16 protein-coding genes are annotated in these 17,446 nt (G+C 66.0%); 5 read left to right on the plus strand and 11 right to left on the minus strand.

Annotated features, from left to right (window positions below; translation table 11 throughout):
- The first annotated feature begins 75 nt into the window (after positions 1 to 75).
- Entirely contained in the window at positions 76 to 1,011 is a 936-nt protein-coding gene (locus tag RBB46_RS13295) for a 3-hydroxyacyl-CoA dehydrogenase (protein WP_306029483.1), read from the plus strand.
- Positions 1,012 to 1,022: 11 nt separating this feature from the next.
- Positions 1,023 to 1,946, plus strand: a complete 924-nt coding sequence (locus tag RBB46_RS13300) for a 3-keto-5-aminohexanoate cleavage protein (protein WP_306029484.1) — start codon at positions 1,023 to 1,025, stop codon at positions 1,944 to 1,946.
- A gap of 69 nt (positions 1,947 to 2,015) precedes the next feature.
- Here the strand turns inward: RBB46_RS13300 and RBB46_RS13305 are convergent, their stop codons facing one another.
- The 11 genes from RBB46_RS13305 to RBB46_RS13355 form a co-directional block, all read right to left on the minus strand.
- A complete protein-coding gene (locus tag RBB46_RS13305) occupies positions 2,016 to 2,825 on the minus strand; it encodes a phosphodiesterase (RefSeq protein WP_306029485.1) in 810 nt (269 codons plus the stop codon).
- Positions 2,822 to 3,859, minus strand: coding sequence for an ABC transporter ATP-binding protein (locus RBB46_RS13310; RefSeq protein ID WP_306029486.1), 1,038 nt, complete (start codon positions 3,857 to 3,859; stop codon positions 2,822 to 2,824). Before RBB46_RS13310 ends, RBB46_RS13305 begins: the two co-directional genes overlap by 4 nt.
- A complete protein-coding gene (locus RBB46_RS13315; protein WP_306029487.1) occupies positions 3,856 to 4,647 on the minus strand; it encodes an ABC transporter permease in 792 nt (263 codons plus the stop codon). The genes RBB46_RS13310 and RBB46_RS13315 overlap by 4 nt, the downstream gene beginning before the upstream one ends.
- A 4-nt stretch (positions 4,648 to 4,651) precedes the next feature.
- Positions 4,652 to 5,455 carry an ABC transporter permease gene (locus RBB46_RS13320; protein WP_306029488.1) on the minus strand — a complete coding sequence of 268 codons (804 nt, stop codon included), beginning with the start codon at positions 5,453 to 5,455 and terminating at the stop codon, positions 4,652 to 4,654.
- Positions 5,456 to 5,532: 77 nt separating this feature from the next.
- The gene (locus RBB46_RS13325) at positions 5,533 to 6,528 is read right to left on the minus strand and encodes an ABC transporter substrate-binding protein (RefSeq protein WP_306029489.1); all 996 of its coding nucleotides are present in this window, start codon (positions 6,526 to 6,528) and stop codon (positions 5,533 to 5,535) included.
- A 34-nt stretch (positions 6,529 to 6,562) separates the two neighbouring features.
- Positions 6,563 to 7,639, minus strand: coding sequence for a LacI family DNA-binding transcriptional regulator (locus tag RBB46_RS13330; RefSeq protein ID WP_306029490.1), 1,077 nt, complete (start codon positions 7,637 to 7,639; stop codon positions 6,563 to 6,565).
- A 138-nt stretch (positions 7,640 to 7,777) separates the two neighbouring features.
- Complete coding sequence (locus RBB46_RS13335; RefSeq protein WP_336623163.1) at positions 7,778 to 8,773, minus strand: sugar-binding transcriptional regulator; 996 nt, start codon at positions 8,771 to 8,773, stop codon at positions 7,778 to 7,780.
- A 55-nt stretch (positions 8,774 to 8,828) separates the two neighbouring features.
- Entirely contained in the window at positions 8,829 to 10,217 is a 1,389-nt protein-coding gene (locus tag RBB46_RS13340; RefSeq protein ID WP_306029491.1) for an acetoin dehydrogenase dihydrolipoyllysine-residue acetyltransferase subunit, read from the minus strand.
- A gap of 1 nt (position 10,218) precedes the next feature.
- Positions 10,219 to 11,241, minus strand: a complete 1,023-nt coding sequence (locus RBB46_RS13345) for an alpha-ketoacid dehydrogenase subunit beta (RefSeq protein ID WP_306029605.1) — start codon at positions 11,239 to 11,241, stop codon at positions 10,219 to 10,221.
- 2 nt (positions 11,242 to 11,243) lie between these two features.
- Positions 11,244 to 12,254, minus strand: a complete 1,011-nt coding sequence (locus tag RBB46_RS13350; RefSeq protein ID WP_306029492.1) for a thiamine pyrophosphate-dependent dehydrogenase E1 component subunit alpha — start codon at positions 12,252 to 12,254, stop codon at positions 11,244 to 11,246.
- Positions 12,247 to 13,590 (minus strand): NAD(P)H-dependent oxidoreductase, encoded by a 1,344-nt coding sequence (locus tag RBB46_RS13355; RefSeq protein WP_306029493.1) that lies wholly within the window; start codon positions 13,588 to 13,590, stop codon positions 12,247 to 12,249. Before RBB46_RS13355 ends, RBB46_RS13350 begins: the two co-directional genes overlap by 8 nt.
- Before the next feature lie 373 nt (positions 13,591 to 13,963).
- Between RBB46_RS13355 and RBB46_RS13360 the strand changes: the two genes are divergently transcribed.
- The 3 genes from RBB46_RS13360 (at position 13,964) to RBB46_RS13370 (ending at position 17,443) form a co-directional block, all read left to right on the plus strand.
- Positions 13,964 to 15,454, plus strand: coding sequence for an extracellular solute-binding protein (locus RBB46_RS13360; protein ID WP_336623164.1), 1,491 nt, complete (start codon positions 13,964 to 13,966; stop codon positions 15,452 to 15,454).
- 201 nt (positions 15,455 to 15,655) lie between these two features.
- Positions 15,656 to 16,597, plus strand: coding sequence for a carbohydrate ABC transporter permease (locus RBB46_RS13365; RefSeq protein WP_306029495.1), 942 nt, complete (start codon positions 15,656 to 15,658; stop codon positions 16,595 to 16,597).
- A gap of 3 nt (positions 16,598 to 16,600) precedes the next feature.
- Positions 16,601 to 17,443: a carbohydrate ABC transporter permease gene (locus RBB46_RS13370; protein WP_306029496.1), complete on the plus strand. Its 843-nt coding sequence runs from the start codon at positions 16,601 to 16,603 to the stop codon at positions 17,441 to 17,443.
- Positions 17,444 to 17,446: the final 3 nt, after the last annotated feature.

A 17,446-nucleotide genomic window follows, 5' to 3' on the forward strand; every position in this document is an offset into this window, starting at 1 on the left:
TTGGCCTATTAGACTCGATGACATGCGGCTCCGCCCGATTCGCGGCCGGGCCATGGTGATGCGGGAGTTTGACGAATGACAAAAGCATCGATCGTCGGCGCCGGGCTGATCGGCCGGGCCTGGGCCGTGGTCTTCGCCCGGGCCGGCTGGGAGGTGTCCGTCTTTGATCCGGACGCGGCTACCCGCGCCGGGTTCGCGGCTGCCGTTTCCGCGGATGTCGCGGTGCTGGAGCGCGCCGAGCTGGTCGCGGACGGCAAGGCCATTGTCGCCAGGATCACGGTGGCCGAAACGCTGGGCGACTGCCTGGCCGGGACGGCCTTCGTCCAGGAGAACGGACCGGAGAAGGTCGAGGTCAAGACCGCGCTCTTCCGCGACCTCGACGCGCTCGCGCCGCCGGAGGCGATCCTTGCCTCCTCCACCTCGGCCATCGTTGCCTCGCTGTTCACCGAGGGCCTCGCCGGCCGGGGACGCTGCCTCGTCGGCCATCCGGTCAATCCGCCGCATCTCATTCCCCTTGTCGAGGTCTGCGGGGCGCCGTGGACGGATCCGGCTGTCGTGGAACGGGCGGTCGAGATCTATCGCGCGGTCGGCCAGTCGCCCATCACGGCCCACAAGGAGATGGAAGGCTTCGTCCTCAACAGGTTGCAGGGCGCGCTGCTGGCCGAGGCCTTCCGCCTGGTCGAGGAGGGCGTCGTCAGCGCCGAGGATCTCGACCTGACGCTGACGGACGGCCTTGCCCGGCGCTGGTCCTTCATCGGGCCGCTGGCGACGATCGAGCTGAACGCGCCGGGCGGCATTCCCGATTACTGCGCCCGCTACACGGGCTTCTACAAGCGCCTTGCCGCCAGCCCGGCCGGACCTGAAGTCTATGAGGAGGCGCAGGTCGCGCGGCTGCTCGAGAGCTGGCCGCATGCGGCCGAGCCGGAGCGTCTCGCCGCCCGAGCCGCCTGGCGCAACACCCGTCTCGCCGCGCTCGCGGCGCATCTTGCCGAGGCCCCAAAGGCCGGTTGAGGAGTTCGAGAATGAAGAAGAAAGTCATCATCACCTGCGCGGTGACCGGCGCCATCCACACCCCGTCCATGTCGCCGGCGCTGCCGGTGACGCCGCAGGAGATCATTGACGCGGCGCTGGGCGCGGCGGAGGCAGGCGCGGCGATCATCCATCTGCATGCGCGCGACCCCGAGACCGGCAAGCCGGACCAGAGCCCGGAAGGGTTCGCGACTTTCCTGCCGACCATCAAGCAGGGCACCAACGCGGTCCTGAACCTGACCACGGGCGGGGCGCCCTACATGAAGGTGGCCGAGCGGGTGGAGCCGGCCCGCAAGTACCGGCCGGAGGTTGCCTCGCTGAACATGGGCTCGATGAATTTCGGCCTGTTCGGCATGCTCGACCGCTTCAAGGACTTCAAGCACGACTGGGAGAAGGAGCATCTGGGCAACCGCGATATCGTCTTCCGCAACAGCTTCCAGGATATCGCGTTCGTGCTGGACACCTTGAGCGAGGCCGGTACCCGCTTCGAGTTCGAATGCTACGACACTTCGCACCTCTACAACCTTGCCCACTTCCTCGATAAGGGAAAGGTGAAGACGCCGCTGCTGGTGCAGACCGTCTTCGGCCTGCTCGGCGGCATCGGCGCGCATCCCGAGGATGTCATGCACATGAAGCGCACCGCCGACCGTCTGTTCGGCGACCAGTATGTGTGGTCGGTGCTGGGTGCCGGGCGCAACCAGCTTCCGATCGCGGCGACGGCGGCGGCGATGGGCGGCAATATCCGCGTCGGCCTCGAGGATTCGCTGTGGTCCGGTCCGGGCAAGTTCGCGAAGTCGAATGCCGAGCAGGTGGAGAAGGCCAAGCAGATCGTCCACGGCCTCGGCCTTGAGGTGGCAACGCCCGACGAGGCGCGCGAGATCCTGCATCTCAAGGGCGGCGGCCAGGTCGCGTTCTAGGCCCTGCCATTCACCGATCCGGGGCGGCCGTCTTCGGCTGCCCCGTCTTGCGCAACGAAGAGCGCGATCCTAGACGCCGAGGAAGGGATGCGGCCCGTCGAACCGGCCGACCGGGATCCAGTGCGACAGGAGCGCGCCTTCGCGGATCTCGTGAAGGAGCATGCCGCCAGGTTCCACTGTCAGGCTGTTGCCGGCCTCCCTCCTCTGGTCGAGGGTCACCGCGTGCGATGTGCCCGGGCAGACCTGGCAGATGCGGCCGTCAAACAGGCCCGTGATCGAGCGGTGCAGGTGGCCGCAGACGATCCGCACCTCGCCGGGATAACCGGCAAGCGCCTTGCGCAGCGGCGCGGGGTCGATGAGGTTCTGCGCATCCATCGCCGCGATACCGGAGGCGTAGGGCGGGTGGTGCAGGCCGAGCAGCACCGGCTTGCCGCCGAGGCGGGCAAGGCTCTCGCGCAGAAAGCGGGTCGAGGCCTGCGCCAGCGCTCCATGTGCGGCCCCCTCGACCAGAGTGTCCACACAGATCACCGCCATGTCGGGAAACTCGGTCATCCAGTCGAGGGGACCTGAAACGGGCATCCAGTCCGCTGCGGCGAAGGCCCGGCGCATCGGTTCGCGCCGGTCGTGGTTTCCCGGAACGGCGCAATAGGGGACCGCCAGATCGCCGAGAATATCCTGGAACCTTGCATATTCCTCGTCCGTGCCATGCTCGGTCAGGTCGCCGGTGACGATGACCAGACCGACCGGCCCGATCTGCGGCAAAAGCCGGTTGATCGTGGCGACGGTGTCGGAAAGAGCCGCGGCCGTATCGACCTTGTCGTAGGCAAGGGTTCCGGCGGGAACGATATGGGTGTCTGAAATCTGCAGGATCTTCGTCATTCGGGCATGTGACCTGATTGGGGGAGGAAGACGAGGTCGTCGGGAGAGATGCGCAGCCGCACCCTGTCGCCGGGTGCGGGCGCCTGTCGCCCGGGATGAGTGGCGAACAGCGTATCCTCGACGACATCGCGGATGCCGAGACGATAGTGGCCGCCGGAGAAGGAGACGGTTTCAAGCGTTCCCTGCAGCGGCCCGTCCTCATCCAGATGAATGTCCTCGGCGCGGACATAGACGTCGGAGCGGCCGGCCGCTTCCGGCACGGGAAGGACGCCGCCCTTGAGGACGAGCCGTCCCGGTTCCATCCGGCCGGGCAGCGGCATCGCGTTGCCGATGAAGCGCGCGACGAAGGCCGAGGCCGGGGAGCGGTAGAGCTCCTCCGGCTTGCCGATCTGTTGCATCACGCCGTCCGACATGACCGCGATCCGGTCGGCGATCGCCAATGCCTCGCTCTGGTCGTGGGTGACGAAGACGGCGGTGATGTCGAACTGGCGCAGCATGGCAGCCAACTCGTCGCGCAGGCTGTCGCGCAGCGCCGCATCGAGTGCGGAGAGCGGCTCGTCGAGCAGCAGGATGCGCGGCCGCGGGGCAACGGCCCGGGCAAGGGCGACGCGCTGGCGCTGGCCGCCGGACAGGGCGGTGACCGGGCGCTCGGCGTGGTCCTCGAGCCGGCACAGGGCAAGCACCTCGTCGACCCGCCGCGTCAGCTCCGCCGCCGGCACTTTGCGGACCTTCAGCCCGTAGCCGATATTGGCGCACACCGACATGTTGGGGAACAGCGCATAGGACTGGAACACCATGCCGACATTGCGCCGCTCCACCGCCAGGCGGGTGACGTCCTCGTCGCCGAAGCGGACCTCGCTGCCCGGGTCGGGACGCTCCAGTCCGGCGATGATCCGCAGCAAGGTGGTCTTGCCGCAGCCGGAGGGGCCGAGCAGCGACAGGATTTCTCCCGGCCCGACCGTCAGGCTTGTGGGGCGGAGGGCGCGGGTGCCGTCCGGGTAGGTCTTGCTGGCATTGGTGATTGTCAGCGTCATCGGGTGATCCTTTGCGCTCTGTCGGTGGCCCATTGCATCGCCATCAGCAGCGGCACGATCATCACGAAGAAGACGAGCGTGTAGGCGGAGGCGATCTCGAGGCGCATCGAGGCGTAGCTGTCGGCGAGGCCGACAGGCAGGGTCTTCAGATAGGGGGTGTGCAGCATCCAGGTCAGGTTGAACTCGCCGATCGACAGCGTCACCACGGTCAATGCACCGGCGAGAATGCCCGGCATGGCGTTGGGCACGACGACGGTGCGGAACCGGGTCCAGGACGAGGCGCCGAGGGTCGCGGCGCTCTCCTCCAGCGACCTGAGATCCATCGCCATGAGGACGGCGAGTACCGAACGGACCATGAAGGGCAGCGTGTAGAGCACGTGGCCGACCAGGATGAACAACCAGGACGTACGGAACCCCTGCATCGAGCCGTAGAGCTGCAGCAGTGCCAGCGCGAGGGCAAGGCCCGGAACGGCAAGGGGCAGGGAGATGAACTCCTCCAGGACGCGTGACATCCGGCCGGGGGACTTGGCCAGCGCATAGGCAGCCGGCACGCCGATCACCAGCGTCACCGCGAGGCAGGTGACGGCCAGCCACATGGACAGCGCGATGCTGCCGGCATAGAGCTCCCATACCTGCCCGAGCCATTTCAGGGTCAGGCCGGAGGAGATGCCGCGAAAATAGTTGACGGTCAGTCCGGCGAGCACCGACTGGATGGCCGGCACGATGAGGAAGGCGGCGGTCAGCAGCGTCACGGCGAGTTGCAGTACGCGCGGCATGGTCATGTGCATCGGATCAACCTCCCGCTGCGACGGTTGTGCCGGCGAAGCTGCGCGCGACGAGAAGCAGGATCCAGGTCGCGAGGCCGAGGACCACGGAGAGCGCCGAGGCCATGGCGATGTTCGCCGACAGGGTGAACTCGGTGTAGATGACCATCGGCAGCACATCGATGTCGGTCGCCAGCGTGAAGGCGGTGCCGAAGGCTCCCATGGCGGTGGCGAAGGCAATGGCGCCGGCGGCGACGAGCGAGGGGGCAAGGCCCGGCAGGATGACGTCGACAACGATGCGCCAGGGCGAGGCGCCGAGCGTGCGCGCGGCCTCCTCCAGCGACGGATCAAGCTTTTCCGTCGCCGCCATGACGGTGAGCAGCACCCGGGGGATGGAAAAGTAGAGATACCCCAGGAACAGTCCCGTCAGCGAATAGGCGAAGACGACATGGCCGGGCAACAGGGTGTTGAACAGACCCTGGCGGCCGCCGAGCAGGATGATCAGGAAGCCGATCACCACACCGGGAAAGGCCAGCGGCAGCGTCAGGATCGACAGCAGCGCGCCGCGACCGGGGAAGCGGTTCCTGGCAAGGAACAGCCCGGCCGTGGTCGAGATCGCCAGCGCCGTCAGGGCGACGGCGAAGGAGACCAGCACGGTTTGCAGCAGCGTTTGCAAGTAGCGCGGCGTCTGCAGGATCTGGAGGTAGATGCCCCAGCCCTCGGCGCTTTCCCCCGAAGCCTGGACCAGGCGGACGATGGGCAGGGCGAGGAAGGCCATCGAGAAGACGGCCAGCGGCAGCAGGCACAGGGCAACGAAGATGCGATTTGTCATGATGGACCGTCGTGTTGCCGGACGTCCCCCACGCCGGTCGCGCCGCGTGGCACGGCCGGCGTGGGGCAGGCGTCGGCTTACTTGACTTCGTTCAGGTAGCGTTCGCCGAAGCGGGCCTGCGCCTTTTCCATCTCCGCGTAGTCGACGGCGACGGCGCGCTCGTAGTCCTTCGCGGGAAGGAATTTGGCGGCGACTTCAGCCGGCAGCTCGACCGGTCGGGCCGGCTGCAGATAGGCGTTGGTCCAGATTGCCTGGCCTTCGTCGGAAAGGATGAAGTCAAGGACCTTCTTGCCGGTCTCCTCGTGCGGGGCTCCGGCCACGAGGCTCATCACATAGGGCACGCGGATCGAGCCCTCGCAGGGCAGGACGAACTCGAAATTGCCGTCCTCCTCGTATTTGCCGCGATAGGCGTTGAAGTCGTAGTCGAACAGGATCGGGATCTCGCCGGACACGACGCGGGCGAAGGAGGTCTGCTTGGGGACGATCGGGTCGTTCTCGGCCAGCTTGTTGAAGAACTCGATCGCCGGGTCGAAATTCGACAGGTCGCCGCCGAAGGCAAGGTTGGCCGCGACGGCGCCGGCATAGCCGACAAAGGCCGAGGACGGGTCGAGATAGCCGACGAGGCCGCGATATTCCGGTTTGGTCAGATCGGCGAAGCATTGCGGCACCGGGGCGCCGCCAAGCGCGTCGACATTCACGAAGAAGCCGAGCGTGCCGTAGTGGATGGCGAACCACTTGCCTTCCGGATCCTTGAGGCCGGCGGGAATGTCGTCGAAGCCCTTCGGCTTGTAGGCCGTGGCGACGCCTTCGTTGCCGGCCTTGATGCCGGTGGTGACGCCGTAATAGGCGACATCGGCGACAGGACTTGCCCGCTCCGCCAGAAGCTGGCTGAGCGTCTGGCCCGAGTTCTTGTTGTCATGCGGCATCTGCACGTCGATCTTCTCGTCGATCGCCTTCAGCATCGATGCCCAGTCGGCCCATTGCGGCGGGCAATTGTAGCAGATGGCGTCCTCGGCCTTTGCCGGAAGAACGGCTGCCATTGTCACGGCTACAGCCAGAAGTGTATGTTTCATGACGGTGACTCCTGAGGGAAAATGCGTTCTCGGGTTACTGGTTCGACGGTGGAGAAGTTGCAGCTTCTCCGCCGTCACTCTTCCCGGCGGACGGAGGCCCGAGACTGCCGCCTTGCCGGAAACTGAAAGTGTGCGCCGGGTCGGGCCGACCGGGCGGTTCAAGACCTGCCAACCGGGCCAGAACGGTCTGGGCGGCGCCGCGGCCCATGGCCTTGGGGTCGGTGACCACCGTCGACAGGTTGGGCTCGACCATCAGGCCCGTCGAGATCCCGTCGAAACCGACGATCGAAAGATCCGCGGGAACCTGCATGCCAAGGTCCCGCGCCGCCTTCATCGCCGCCAGTGCGAGATAGTCGTTGGAGGCGAATATTCCGGTGATGCCACGGTGCTCGGCAAGCATCGCGCCAAGCAGCTGAAGCAGCCGGCCTTCCTGCTCCTCGATCTCAAGGAGCACCGGATGGGCCATGCCGAGCCGGGCGCAAGCGGCAACGAAACCTTCATAGCGCTCGCGCGAGCGGTCGGAGCGCCCGAACTCCAGCGCAAGGAAACCGGTGCAGGAATGGCCCTGCCGCGCGAAGCCCTCGGCAACCGCATCGGCCGCCCCGCGATTGTCGACGGTCCAGGCCGCGAAGCCGTCGCCGGGGCCGTTGTCGGGCGGGGTGTTGTAGACTAGGCAGCACGGGGTTCGCTTGGCGCGGATCAGCTCCAGCCCCTCGCTTGTGCGGGCATCCCCGACCGTGACGATCAGCCCGTCCACCTGTTTTGCCAGAAGCGTGCGGATCGCCTTGGTTTCCAGGCCCCCGTCATAGTCGGAGCAGGCGAGGATGAGCTGGTAGCCCGCCCGGTTGGCCTCGGCCTGGGCGGCCTGGACAACCTCGGCGAAGACCGGATTGGCCAGAGATGGAACGATGCAGCCGATGGTCCTGGTGCTGTTGCTCTGCAGCGACCGGCCGAGATCGTTGAACTCGAAGCCGAGCGCTTCGGCGGCAGCCAGCACCTTGCTGCGTGTCTGCTCGCTCGACGAACCCTGGCCGTTCAGGACCCGGCTGACGGTCGCGATGCCGCAGCCGGCACGCTGAGCAACGTCCTTGATGGTCGGTCGACGAAGCAAGACAGTCCTCCCAGACTGGAAAATCGGAGCCGCTTTGGAAACGTTTCCAATTTTGATACTAGCATTGCATGTCGGTTTAATGAAGCCCGTGTGAAAGATGCCGTCACATCGATAAAAATGCGAGGAGGAGCGAGAGGCCTACCGGCCGTCGATCAGCGCCAGCGCCGTCTGCTCGTCGGTGATCAGGGTGGAGGGCTGCAGCGCCTTGATGCAGGCGCGCATGATCACGTGCTTCTCGGGACCGCCGGAGATCAGCACCTTCTTGCGGATGCGGGCCAGCCTGTCGAGGGGCAGCGCCAGGGTGCGGCGGTTGACCTCGTGGTCAACGAGACGGCCGTCCTTGTCGATGAAATTGTAGAGCACGTCGCCGACGGCGCCGGCCGCGGCCAGCGACAGCCGCTCCGCCTCCGACAGGTGCCCCAGCCGGTAGGACGTCGTCAGGCTGGCGATGCCACCACAGGACAGGAGAGCGACATCGCTCGCCTCCGCCATTTGCAGGATCTGGTCGAGGCCGCAATGTTCCAGCAGCGCGTGGCGCGTCTGCGGGCTGTCGACCAGCGCCGGCGCGGGCACGAGAAAGCCTTCCGCATCGAAAAGTTCGGCGAACTGCCAGGCGAATTCGGCCGGGTTGAAGCGCTTCGCCTGGGCGATGCCGCCAAGCAGGGAGACGATGCGGACATTGTCGAGCGGCTTGCCCTCGATATGGGACAGCGTCGCGTGCAGGGTGCGGCCCCAGCCGACGCCGACCGTCATGTTGTTGGCCATGATCGAGGAGACGTGTTCGCCCGCGGTCGCCGCGATCACGCGCGTGGGATCGCCCGCCGGGTCGGAGAAGGGGGCGACAATGGCGCGGTCGAAGCCGAACGCCTTTTCCAGCTTGCGCTGCAACTCGACGATCGGGCCGAGGCTGGACTTGATCCGGATGACCACCTCGCCGCGTCGCCTCGCCTCCGACAGCAGCCTCGTGACGGCGACGCGATTGACGCCGAGCGTCTGGGCGACCTCGTTCTGCGTGCGGCCCTCAATGTAGTAGATCCAGGCAGCGCGGATCCGCAGCTGCAGATTCGGATCGCCCGGCGATTGCAACGGGCTGTCGACGACAGGCGTGTCCCGCTTCCCCAGCACTTCCGCCACGCACAACTCCCGCAAGGATGGAACGGCCCGCCGGTCCGGCGCGCCAATCCTGCTATCATTTCATGTCGGCAAACAAAATACCAATCTGCCCGGCAAGCTCGATGTGAGGCAGGTGCCCTGCATTCTCGAACAGGTTCAGCGATATCCGCCCGGGCGCGCGCAGCGCGTGGGACCAGGGAATGATGCGGTCGCGCTTGCCCCAGATGATGCGGGTCGGAAGCTCGATCCGATCGAGTGCCGCGGCGATGGAGAACGCCTGCACCCCGTCGGGGAAGAGATGGCCGGCGAGATCGGCCTGGGCCGCGCGCAGGGCGGGATCGGCACGGGCGAGCATGACCGAGCGGACATAGTTCGAGGTGATCGTCTCCTCGTCGGCCGGCAGCAGCTTGAGCCAGGGGGCAAGGCTTTCGGCACGTGTCGCACGCGCAATGCCGGCAAGCGCCGGGCCGTTGATTTCCGGTCCCAGACCCGCCGGGTTGAAAAGCGTCAGCGAGGCGATCCGGCGCGCGCGGGTGTCGGCCAGCGCGGCCGCGACAGCCCCGCCGAGGGAATGGCCGACGAGATGCGCCTGCTGAAGGCCAAGCCCGTCGAAGGCCTGCCGCATGTCGCGCACCAGTTCGGCGAAAGACGCGATCCGGCGCCGGGGCGAACGGCCATGGGAGGGGAGTTCGATCCGGTAGACCGGGTGCCCTGTCGGCAGGCTCGCCAGAAGCGGGGCCCAGCTGGCGCCGTCGCTGGCAAAGCCGTGCAACAGGACGATGGGGGTCTTGTCGCCCTTGCCGGAGCGCAAGACCGAAAGCGGCCCGGCTTCCGGGCTCCAGTGAAGAGGGGCGGCGGACGCGGTTTCAGGCCGGGACAGCGCCTCCAGATGGCGCGCGACGTCCCCGGCCTGGATGCGGCCGCGCGGACCGTTGCCGTCGATCGCCGCTATCTCCAGGCCGTTGTCCCGCGCGAGCCTGCGTGCCTTGGGCGTTGCGCGGGGCAGCGTTCCCCGGGGAGGGACCGCGTGGGACAGCGCCGCAGGGAGAGCGGAGCCGACACCCGAAGGCGCCGGCTCCGGAGTCCGCTTGGCGGGCTCTTCCGGGGAGGAAGGGGCGGGAGGGCGCGCTTTGCCGGACATTCCGTCGTCGCTGGCCGAGGCCTGGGGGCCGTGGTCGTCATTGGTACCGCCCGCCGTACCGTCGGGGCGCGGACCGACGGCCTCGCCATCGGCATAGATCCAGGCGACGGGTTGGCCGATCGCGACTTCCGAGCCGGCCTCGGCGATCACATGGTGGAGCGTTCCGGAGGCGGGGCTTTCAACTTCCATCGCCGCCTTGTCGGTCTCGATGTCGAACAGGGCCTCGGATTTCTCCACCCGGGCGCCGGCCTCGACATGCCACACGGCGATGCGGCCGCTCGCCATGTCCATGTCGACCTTCGGCATGATGACTTCGACGGGCATCTCAGACGCGCTCCCCGGCAAGCGCGCGGGCGGCCTGAAGAATGTCGGGCACCTGGGGTACGGCAGCCCGCTCGAGATCGGGGTTGTAGGGGATCGGGCATTCGGCCCCGCCAAGGCGGACGATGGGCGCGTCGAGATAGTCGAAGGCATCGCTCTCGGCGACCATGGCGCTGATCTCCGCGCCGATGCCGAGCGTCTTGACGCCTTCGTAGACGCAGAGCAGCCGCGATGTCTTGCGCACGCTGCCGAGCACCGTTTCCCGGTCGATGGGGCGGATCGTCCGCAGGTCCACGACCTCGGCCTCAATGCCTTCACCGGCCAGCGTTTGCGCTGCTTCCAGCGCCTTGTGCACCATGATGGAGGTCGCGACGATGGTCAGGTCGGTGCCCTTGCGGCGGATCGCGGCCTTGCCGATCGGGGTCAGGTAATGCCCCGCCGGCACCTCGCCCTTCATCTTGTAGAGGAGCTTGTGCTCGAAGATGAGCACCGGGTCGGGGTCCTCAAGTGCTGCCAGCAGCAGTCCCTTGGCGTCTTCCGGCGTCGAGGGCTGCACCACCTTCAATCCCGGGACATGGGCGAACCATGCTTCCAGGCTCTGGCTGTGCTGGGCGGCGGCTCCCGTTCCCGAGCCCGCCGGCATGCGCATCACCACCGGCACGGAAACGGCGCCGCCGAGCATGTAACGCACCTTGGCGGCCTGGTTGACGATCTGCTCCATGGCCAGCGTGGCGAAGTCGGAAAACTGGAACTCGAAGATCGGGCGCAGCCCCGTCATCGCCGCGCCGACGGCGACGCCCGCACCGCCCAGTTCGGAGATCGGCGTGTCGATGACCCGGTCGGTTCCGTATTTGTGGACGAGGTCGCCGGTGACCTGGAACGCGCCGCCATAGACGCCGATGTCCTCGCCCATCAGCACGACGCGCTCGTCGGCGGCCAGCGCGATGTCCATCGCCTCGCGAATGGCTTCGGCATAGGAAAGCTCGCGCGTTTCCTGCTCGGGCCGGGCAAGGGTTCCCGCATCCATGTTCATTGCACTGCTTCCGTGTAGACGTCGCGCGTGACCTCGGCGACCTTCGGGTTCTCGCCGGTCTTGGCGAACTCGATCGCCTCGGCGATCTCGCGATCTGCGCCGGCCTCGAGCCCGGCGATCTCCTCGCGCGTTGCGATGCCGTGCTCGACCAGCATGTCCGCCATGCGGGTAATCGGGTCGCGCGCCATCCAGTCGGCGATCTCTTCCTTGCTGCGATAGCGGTTGCGGTCCGACTTGGAATGGCCGCGCCAGCGATAGGTCATGGATTCCACCAGCGACGGACCCTCGCCGGCCCGGGCACGGGCGACGGCCGCGTCCATCGCCTCGCTGACGGCGGAGAAGTCGTTGCCGTCGACGGTCACGCCGGGCATCGCATAGGCGTCGGCGCGGGTGGCGATGCGCCTGACCGCGGTCGAGCGCTCCGTCGAGGTCGACATGCCGTACTTGTTGTTCTCGCAGACGAAGACGACGGGCAGTTTCCAGATGGCGGCCATGTTCAGCGCCTCGTGGAATGCACCCTCGTTGTTGGCGCCGTCGCCGAAGAAGCAGACGGTGACCGCGCCGGTGCCCAGGCGCTTGGCGGACAGGGCCGCGCCGACGGCGATCGGCAGGCCGCCGCCGACAATGCCGTTGGCGCCCAGGTTGCCCTTTTCCACGTCGGCGATGTGCATCGATCCGCCGCGGCCGCGGCAATAGCCGCTTTCCTTGCCGAAGAACTCGGCGAACATCCGCGACACGTCGGCGCCCTTGGCGACGCAGTGCCCGTGTCCGCGATGGGTGGAGGTGATCTTGTCGGCGTCTCCCAGCGCCATGCAGGCGCCGACGGCACTTGCCTCCTGGCCGATCGACAGGTGCATGGTGCCGTGAATGAGGCCGCGCGTGTAGCTCTCCTCGGCGCCTTCCTCGAACTTGCGGATCAGATACATCTTGCGCAAGGCCGCCTTCAACTCGTCAGGCGTGTAGCGGGCGATGGCGAAGGGGGTGTTCTCCGGCAGCAGGTCAGGCATTGACGAACTCCCGGGCGGCTTTCCCGAACAGCATCTCGTCCTGGCGCGCGCGCAGGGCGGCGATGCGGGAGTTCGCCGGAACCTCGGCATTGGCGTAGGTGATGAGCTCGCCCTTGCGGATCGGTGCGGTGACCCTTGCACCGGTCAGCAGGCCGCAAGGGATCGCGCCGGCAGTCCGCGCCTCGCCGGCCTCCATGATCCAGGCCCGGTAACAGTACTCGCCGATCTGGTCGAGGATCTCGCCGGGGACGAGGTCCTTCTTGGCGACGGCCGCCACCTCGGCCGTCGGCCGGTCGAGCGGAACCATGTCGGCCTTGCCGTAGAGAACGGCGCGGGCGCAGGTCAGCGGAACCTCGAGCGAGGTCAGGTGGTAGGGGCGGATGAAGGTGAAGTAGGGGCCTTCGCCCATCTTCAGGTCGCTCATGCGCTCCCAGACGCGGGGATGACGCATCTCGGCAACGACGAAGACGCCGGGGGCGAGACCCTCGCCGACGGAGTAGTCGACACGGCCGGGACCGGAGAGGAAGCCGCCATCGGCCTGCGGGATCAGGACCTTCGACAGGTCCTTCGGTCCGGCAGCGGGGCCGTGCATGCCCGGTTTGTCCGGGACAAGGCCGGTGGCGTTGGCGATGGCGGCCATCTCCACCATCGTCTTGGACCCGTCGACGAACTCGACCAGCATGCGCGCGTTCATGTTGCGGGCCTTCGCCTCGGCGGTATAGGCGTCCGGGGTGGCGTCGATGTTGAGCGGGTTGTTCTTGCCCTTGCCGGCGGACACGATCGTGTGGCCCATCGCGGAGACGAACTCGATCAGCTCCATGCAGGAGGAGGGCTCGTCGCCCGCGCCGAGGGAATAGACGACGCCAAGGCGCTCTGCCTCCGCCTTCAGGAAGGCGCCGATGGTGACGTCGGCCTCGACATTCATCATCACCAGATGCTTGCCGCGCTCCATGGCGGCAAGGCCCAGTTCCGCGCCGACGGAGGGGACGCCGGTCGCATCGATGACAACGTCGATCAGCCCGCTTTCGAAGATCTGCGCCGCATCGGAGGCAATGGCCGTGCGGCCGCGCTCTATCAGTGCGTTGAGGTCGTCGGTCGACTTGCAGTCGGCCGAGTGTCCCGCCTCGCCATGGGCGATCTCGACCGCCCTGTGTGCGGCTTGCGGGGTCAGGTCGGCGATGGCGGCCACGTCGATGCCGTCCATGAGCGCGGCGCGCGTGACGATGTCGGTGCCCATCTCGCCGCAGCCGATCAGGCCGATACGGACCGGCTTTCCCGCGTCCTGGCGCTGCCTGAGATCCCGCGCCAGACCGGTCGGCGCAACATTGCTTGTCATAACGCATGCCCTCGAAACTGTGATGGCCCGTTTAAACAGAACTTTCGTTCAATGGTCAACATATATGTTCAGATAGGGATTCAATCATGCGAATATTGGTGCGTTGCAGCAATTTTGTATCTCCAGAAATCTCGTTTCCCGGCTCTGTGCAGTCTTGACAGGGGAATAGGAATGAACATTAGTGTTGTCGTAATCTCATATGTTCATATGGGTGTGGCTGATCTTGCCACGAGGAGGAGCATCGTCGACAGTCGGCCAACCGGACATGATTCAGGATCGGCCGCGGGAATTCCAATGGGAGGAAAGACAAGTGATGCAACAGACACTGATCTCACGCCGGTCGCTTTTGAAGTCCGGTGCCGCCGCCGGGGCGATGGGAATGTCGCTGGGCGGTGTTGCCCTGCCGGCCTTCGCGCAGTCCGATCTGCCCGATCCCGCAAAGGTCCTCGCCGACATTTCCGTGCCCAAATACGTGCGCGCGGACTATCGCGAGCTCTACAAGATGGGCGATGCGCCGCTCTGGGATCCGGCGATCGACTGGATCCGGACCGTCGACTGGGAGGCGGTACGCAAGGAACTGGCCGGCACGACGGTCCGTTTCGCGATTGGCGCTGCCGATCAGGAATCCGCCGCCGAGGGGCTTGTTCCCTTCGAGCTGTTGTCCGGCATCAAGGTTGAACTGGTGCCCATCCCCGACGACAGCTTCTACGACAAGGCGCTGGCCGAGTTCATTTCCGGAAATGCGAGCTTCGATGCGCTGCAGTTCTTCTCGCCCTGGCTCGGCGATTTCGCGGCGCCCGGCTTCCTTGCCCCGCTCCAGGAATATGCCGACAAGTGGAAGCTGCCGCTCGACGATTTCTATGACACCTATCGCCTGAACTACGGCTATTTCAACGGCGAGATGTACGGCATTCCGTTCGATTGCGACGTGCAGATGGTGCATCTGCGTAAGGGCTATGTGGAAAAGGTCCTCGGCGGGCCGATCGACACCTGGAACTCGGTGCCCACCTATGACGAACTGATCCGCCTGTCGGGCGAGCTCAACAAGGTGGAGCCGGGCGTTTCCGGCGTTGGCCTGCTGGGCGCGCGCGGCTTCTGGTCGACCTATACCTGGGAACATGTCGCCGCTCAGGCCGGCATGATGCTGTTCGACGAGAACTGGGAGCCGGTCTTCAACGGCGATGCCGGGCAGAAGGGCCTGGAGGTGATCCTCGAACTGTCGAAGAATGCCATCGAGGGCTTTGCCGCAGCCGGCTGGGGCGAGAACCGGGCCGCCTGGCTCGGCGGGCAGGTCGCCACCAACATCAGCTGGCAGGACAGCGGCACCCAGGCGATGCGCCCTGACCAGTCGCAGATCGTCGGCGATTTCGTCACCATCTACGAGCCGCGCATTGCCGGCGGCCGGTTCGCGCCGCCCAACATCGCCGGGTCGACCTCCTGCGTCGCGGCATCGAGCCAGAACCCGGAAGGCGCCTTCCTGATGCTCGCCTTCCTGACGACCTCGTCGATCATGGCGATGAACGAGGCCAACGCGAACGGCGTTGCGCCGGGCTACCGGTCCGTCCTGACCAACCCGGACCTGCAGAAGGTCAGCCAGCCGGCCGAGGTGTGGAGCAAGTCTCTCGACTACGCCTGGTGCGCGCCGCGTCTGCCGGGCATGTTCGAGATGGAGCAGGCGATCGGCAACGAGCTGAACCGTGCCTTTGTCGGCCAGGTCGCGGGCAAGGAGGCACTCGACAACGCCGCCGCCGCTGTGCGCAAGATCATGGATCGCAACGGTTTCTATGGCAGCCGTCCGCCGGTCGACTATGCAGCGGTCGCGCCGGGGCTCTATGTCGGCGAGGGCAAGGCACTTCCGTTCTAGTCACCCGAATCGGGGTTCGTTTCACGTCATGACAGGCCTGGAACGAACCCCGACACTCAAGAGGATGACTGGCAAGTCAATGTTTCCAGTGTGATCTTCAGATCTGAATTCGCGTCCGTGCTTGCTGCAGCAAGGGTCGCGAATTTCAGATCCACCACACTGGATCGCTCCGTCAAACTTATAGCAATGCAGGTTCCCGCCATGAGCGATTCGACCCTGCCGGCTTCCGGGGTGGCTCTTGCCACCCCGGTTCGCGTGGCAGTCGCAAGAAAGCGCCGCAGCAAGCGCATGCGGACACTCTTTCCCTATCTTCTCGTGGCTCCGGCGGTTCTCTACCTGCTGATGATCACCCTCTATCCGGGCGCCTATGCGGTGTACCAGAGCTTCTTCCTGGTGCGCTTCAACTCCTGGACCCCGATCGGGTTCGAGAATTATGCGGACCTGTTCGCCGACCGGGAGTTCTGGGCGGCGCTGTGGAACACGCTGGTCATCGGGGTTCTGGCGCTGGCGCTGGAATGCTTCTTCGCGCTGATGCTGGCCTATTTCGCCTATCGCGATCCCTGGGTGCAGGGCTGGCGCATCGCCTTTCTCGTGCCGATGCTGTTCATGCCTTCGGCCGTCGCCTTCATCTACAAGCTGGCCTTTCTCGATGGCCGGATCATTTCCGACCTCCTGATGCGGGTCGGGCTGATCTCCGAGAATCTTGCGATACCGTCCTCGATCTGGCTGTCGCGGGCTACGCTGATCCTTGCCGATGTCTGGCAGTGGACGCCGTTCCTCTTCATCATCTTCGTCGCCGCGCTGCAGGGCCAGGACGAGGAAGTGGAGGAGGCCGCGCGCCTCGACGGGGCAAGCTGGTGGCAGATATTCTGGAATATCTCGCTGCCCCTGATGCGGCCGGTGATCGCGGTCGCTCTCGTCCTGCGCGGCATCGACATCACCACCATGTTCGCCAATGTCTTCATCATCACCAAGGGTGGACCGGGCGGGGCAACCGAGACGATCAGCTATTTCATCTACCGCCTCGGCTTCAAGAGCTTCAACTTCGGATATGCCTCCGCCGCCTCGGTCATCATGCTGGTGATCACCATCGTCGTCGCGCAGCTCGTGGTGAAGCGCGCCTTTCGCTCCGGGAGGACCTGACCCATGGCCTCGCAACGCGGTTCCAGGGGCGAAAGCCTGCTCGTCCGTTACCTGATCCTCACGGCATGGGCGCTGTTCTGCCTGGCGCCCGTCCTGTGGTTCCTGTCGATCGGTCTGCGCCCGCGCACCGAGATCGTCACCCCGCAACCGATCTACTGGCCGACATTCTCGCTCGATGCCTGGCACATGATCTGGTCGGACTGGCCGATGGCGGCCTACTTGCGCAACTCGGTGCTGGCCGTCATCGGATCGGTGTTGATCGATCTGGTGCTGGCCATCCCGGCGGCCTATTCGCTGGCCCGCTACACCTATCGCGGACGCGAGGATATCGGCTTCTACATCCTGTCGACACGGATGATGGCGCCGGCGATCGTGGCGATCCCGATCTTCTTCCTGTTCCGCAACATGGGTCTGCTCGACACGGTCTGGGCATTGATGCTGATCTATGCGGCAATCAACCTGAGCGTCGTCACCTGGATCATCCGCTCCTACATGCTCGACATTCCGAAGGAGCTGGAAGACGCCGCGCGCACGGATGGTGCCTCGGACATGCGCATTCTGTGGGAGATCATCATCCCCGCGATCCTGCCCGGCATCATCACCGCGGGGGTCATCGGCGCGATCTTCGCGATCAACGAGTTCCTGTTCACCCTGCTGATCGCCTCGACCTCGCGCGCCTACACCATGTCGGTGGCGCTGGCGAACTTCACCGGCGGATCGGACGGCGTCATCTACAACGCGATCGCCCTGGTCGCCTTCCTCGCCTTCATTCCGGTCTTCCTGGTCGTCGTGGCGATCCAGAAACACCTCTCGCGCGGCCTGACGATGGGCGCGGTCAAGGGATAGAGA

The sequence above is a fragment of the Stappia sp. MMSF_3263 genome (genome assembly GCF_030733745.1).
Taxonomy (GTDB): domain Bacteria; phylum Pseudomonadota; class Alphaproteobacteria; order Rhizobiales; family Stappiaceae; genus Stappia.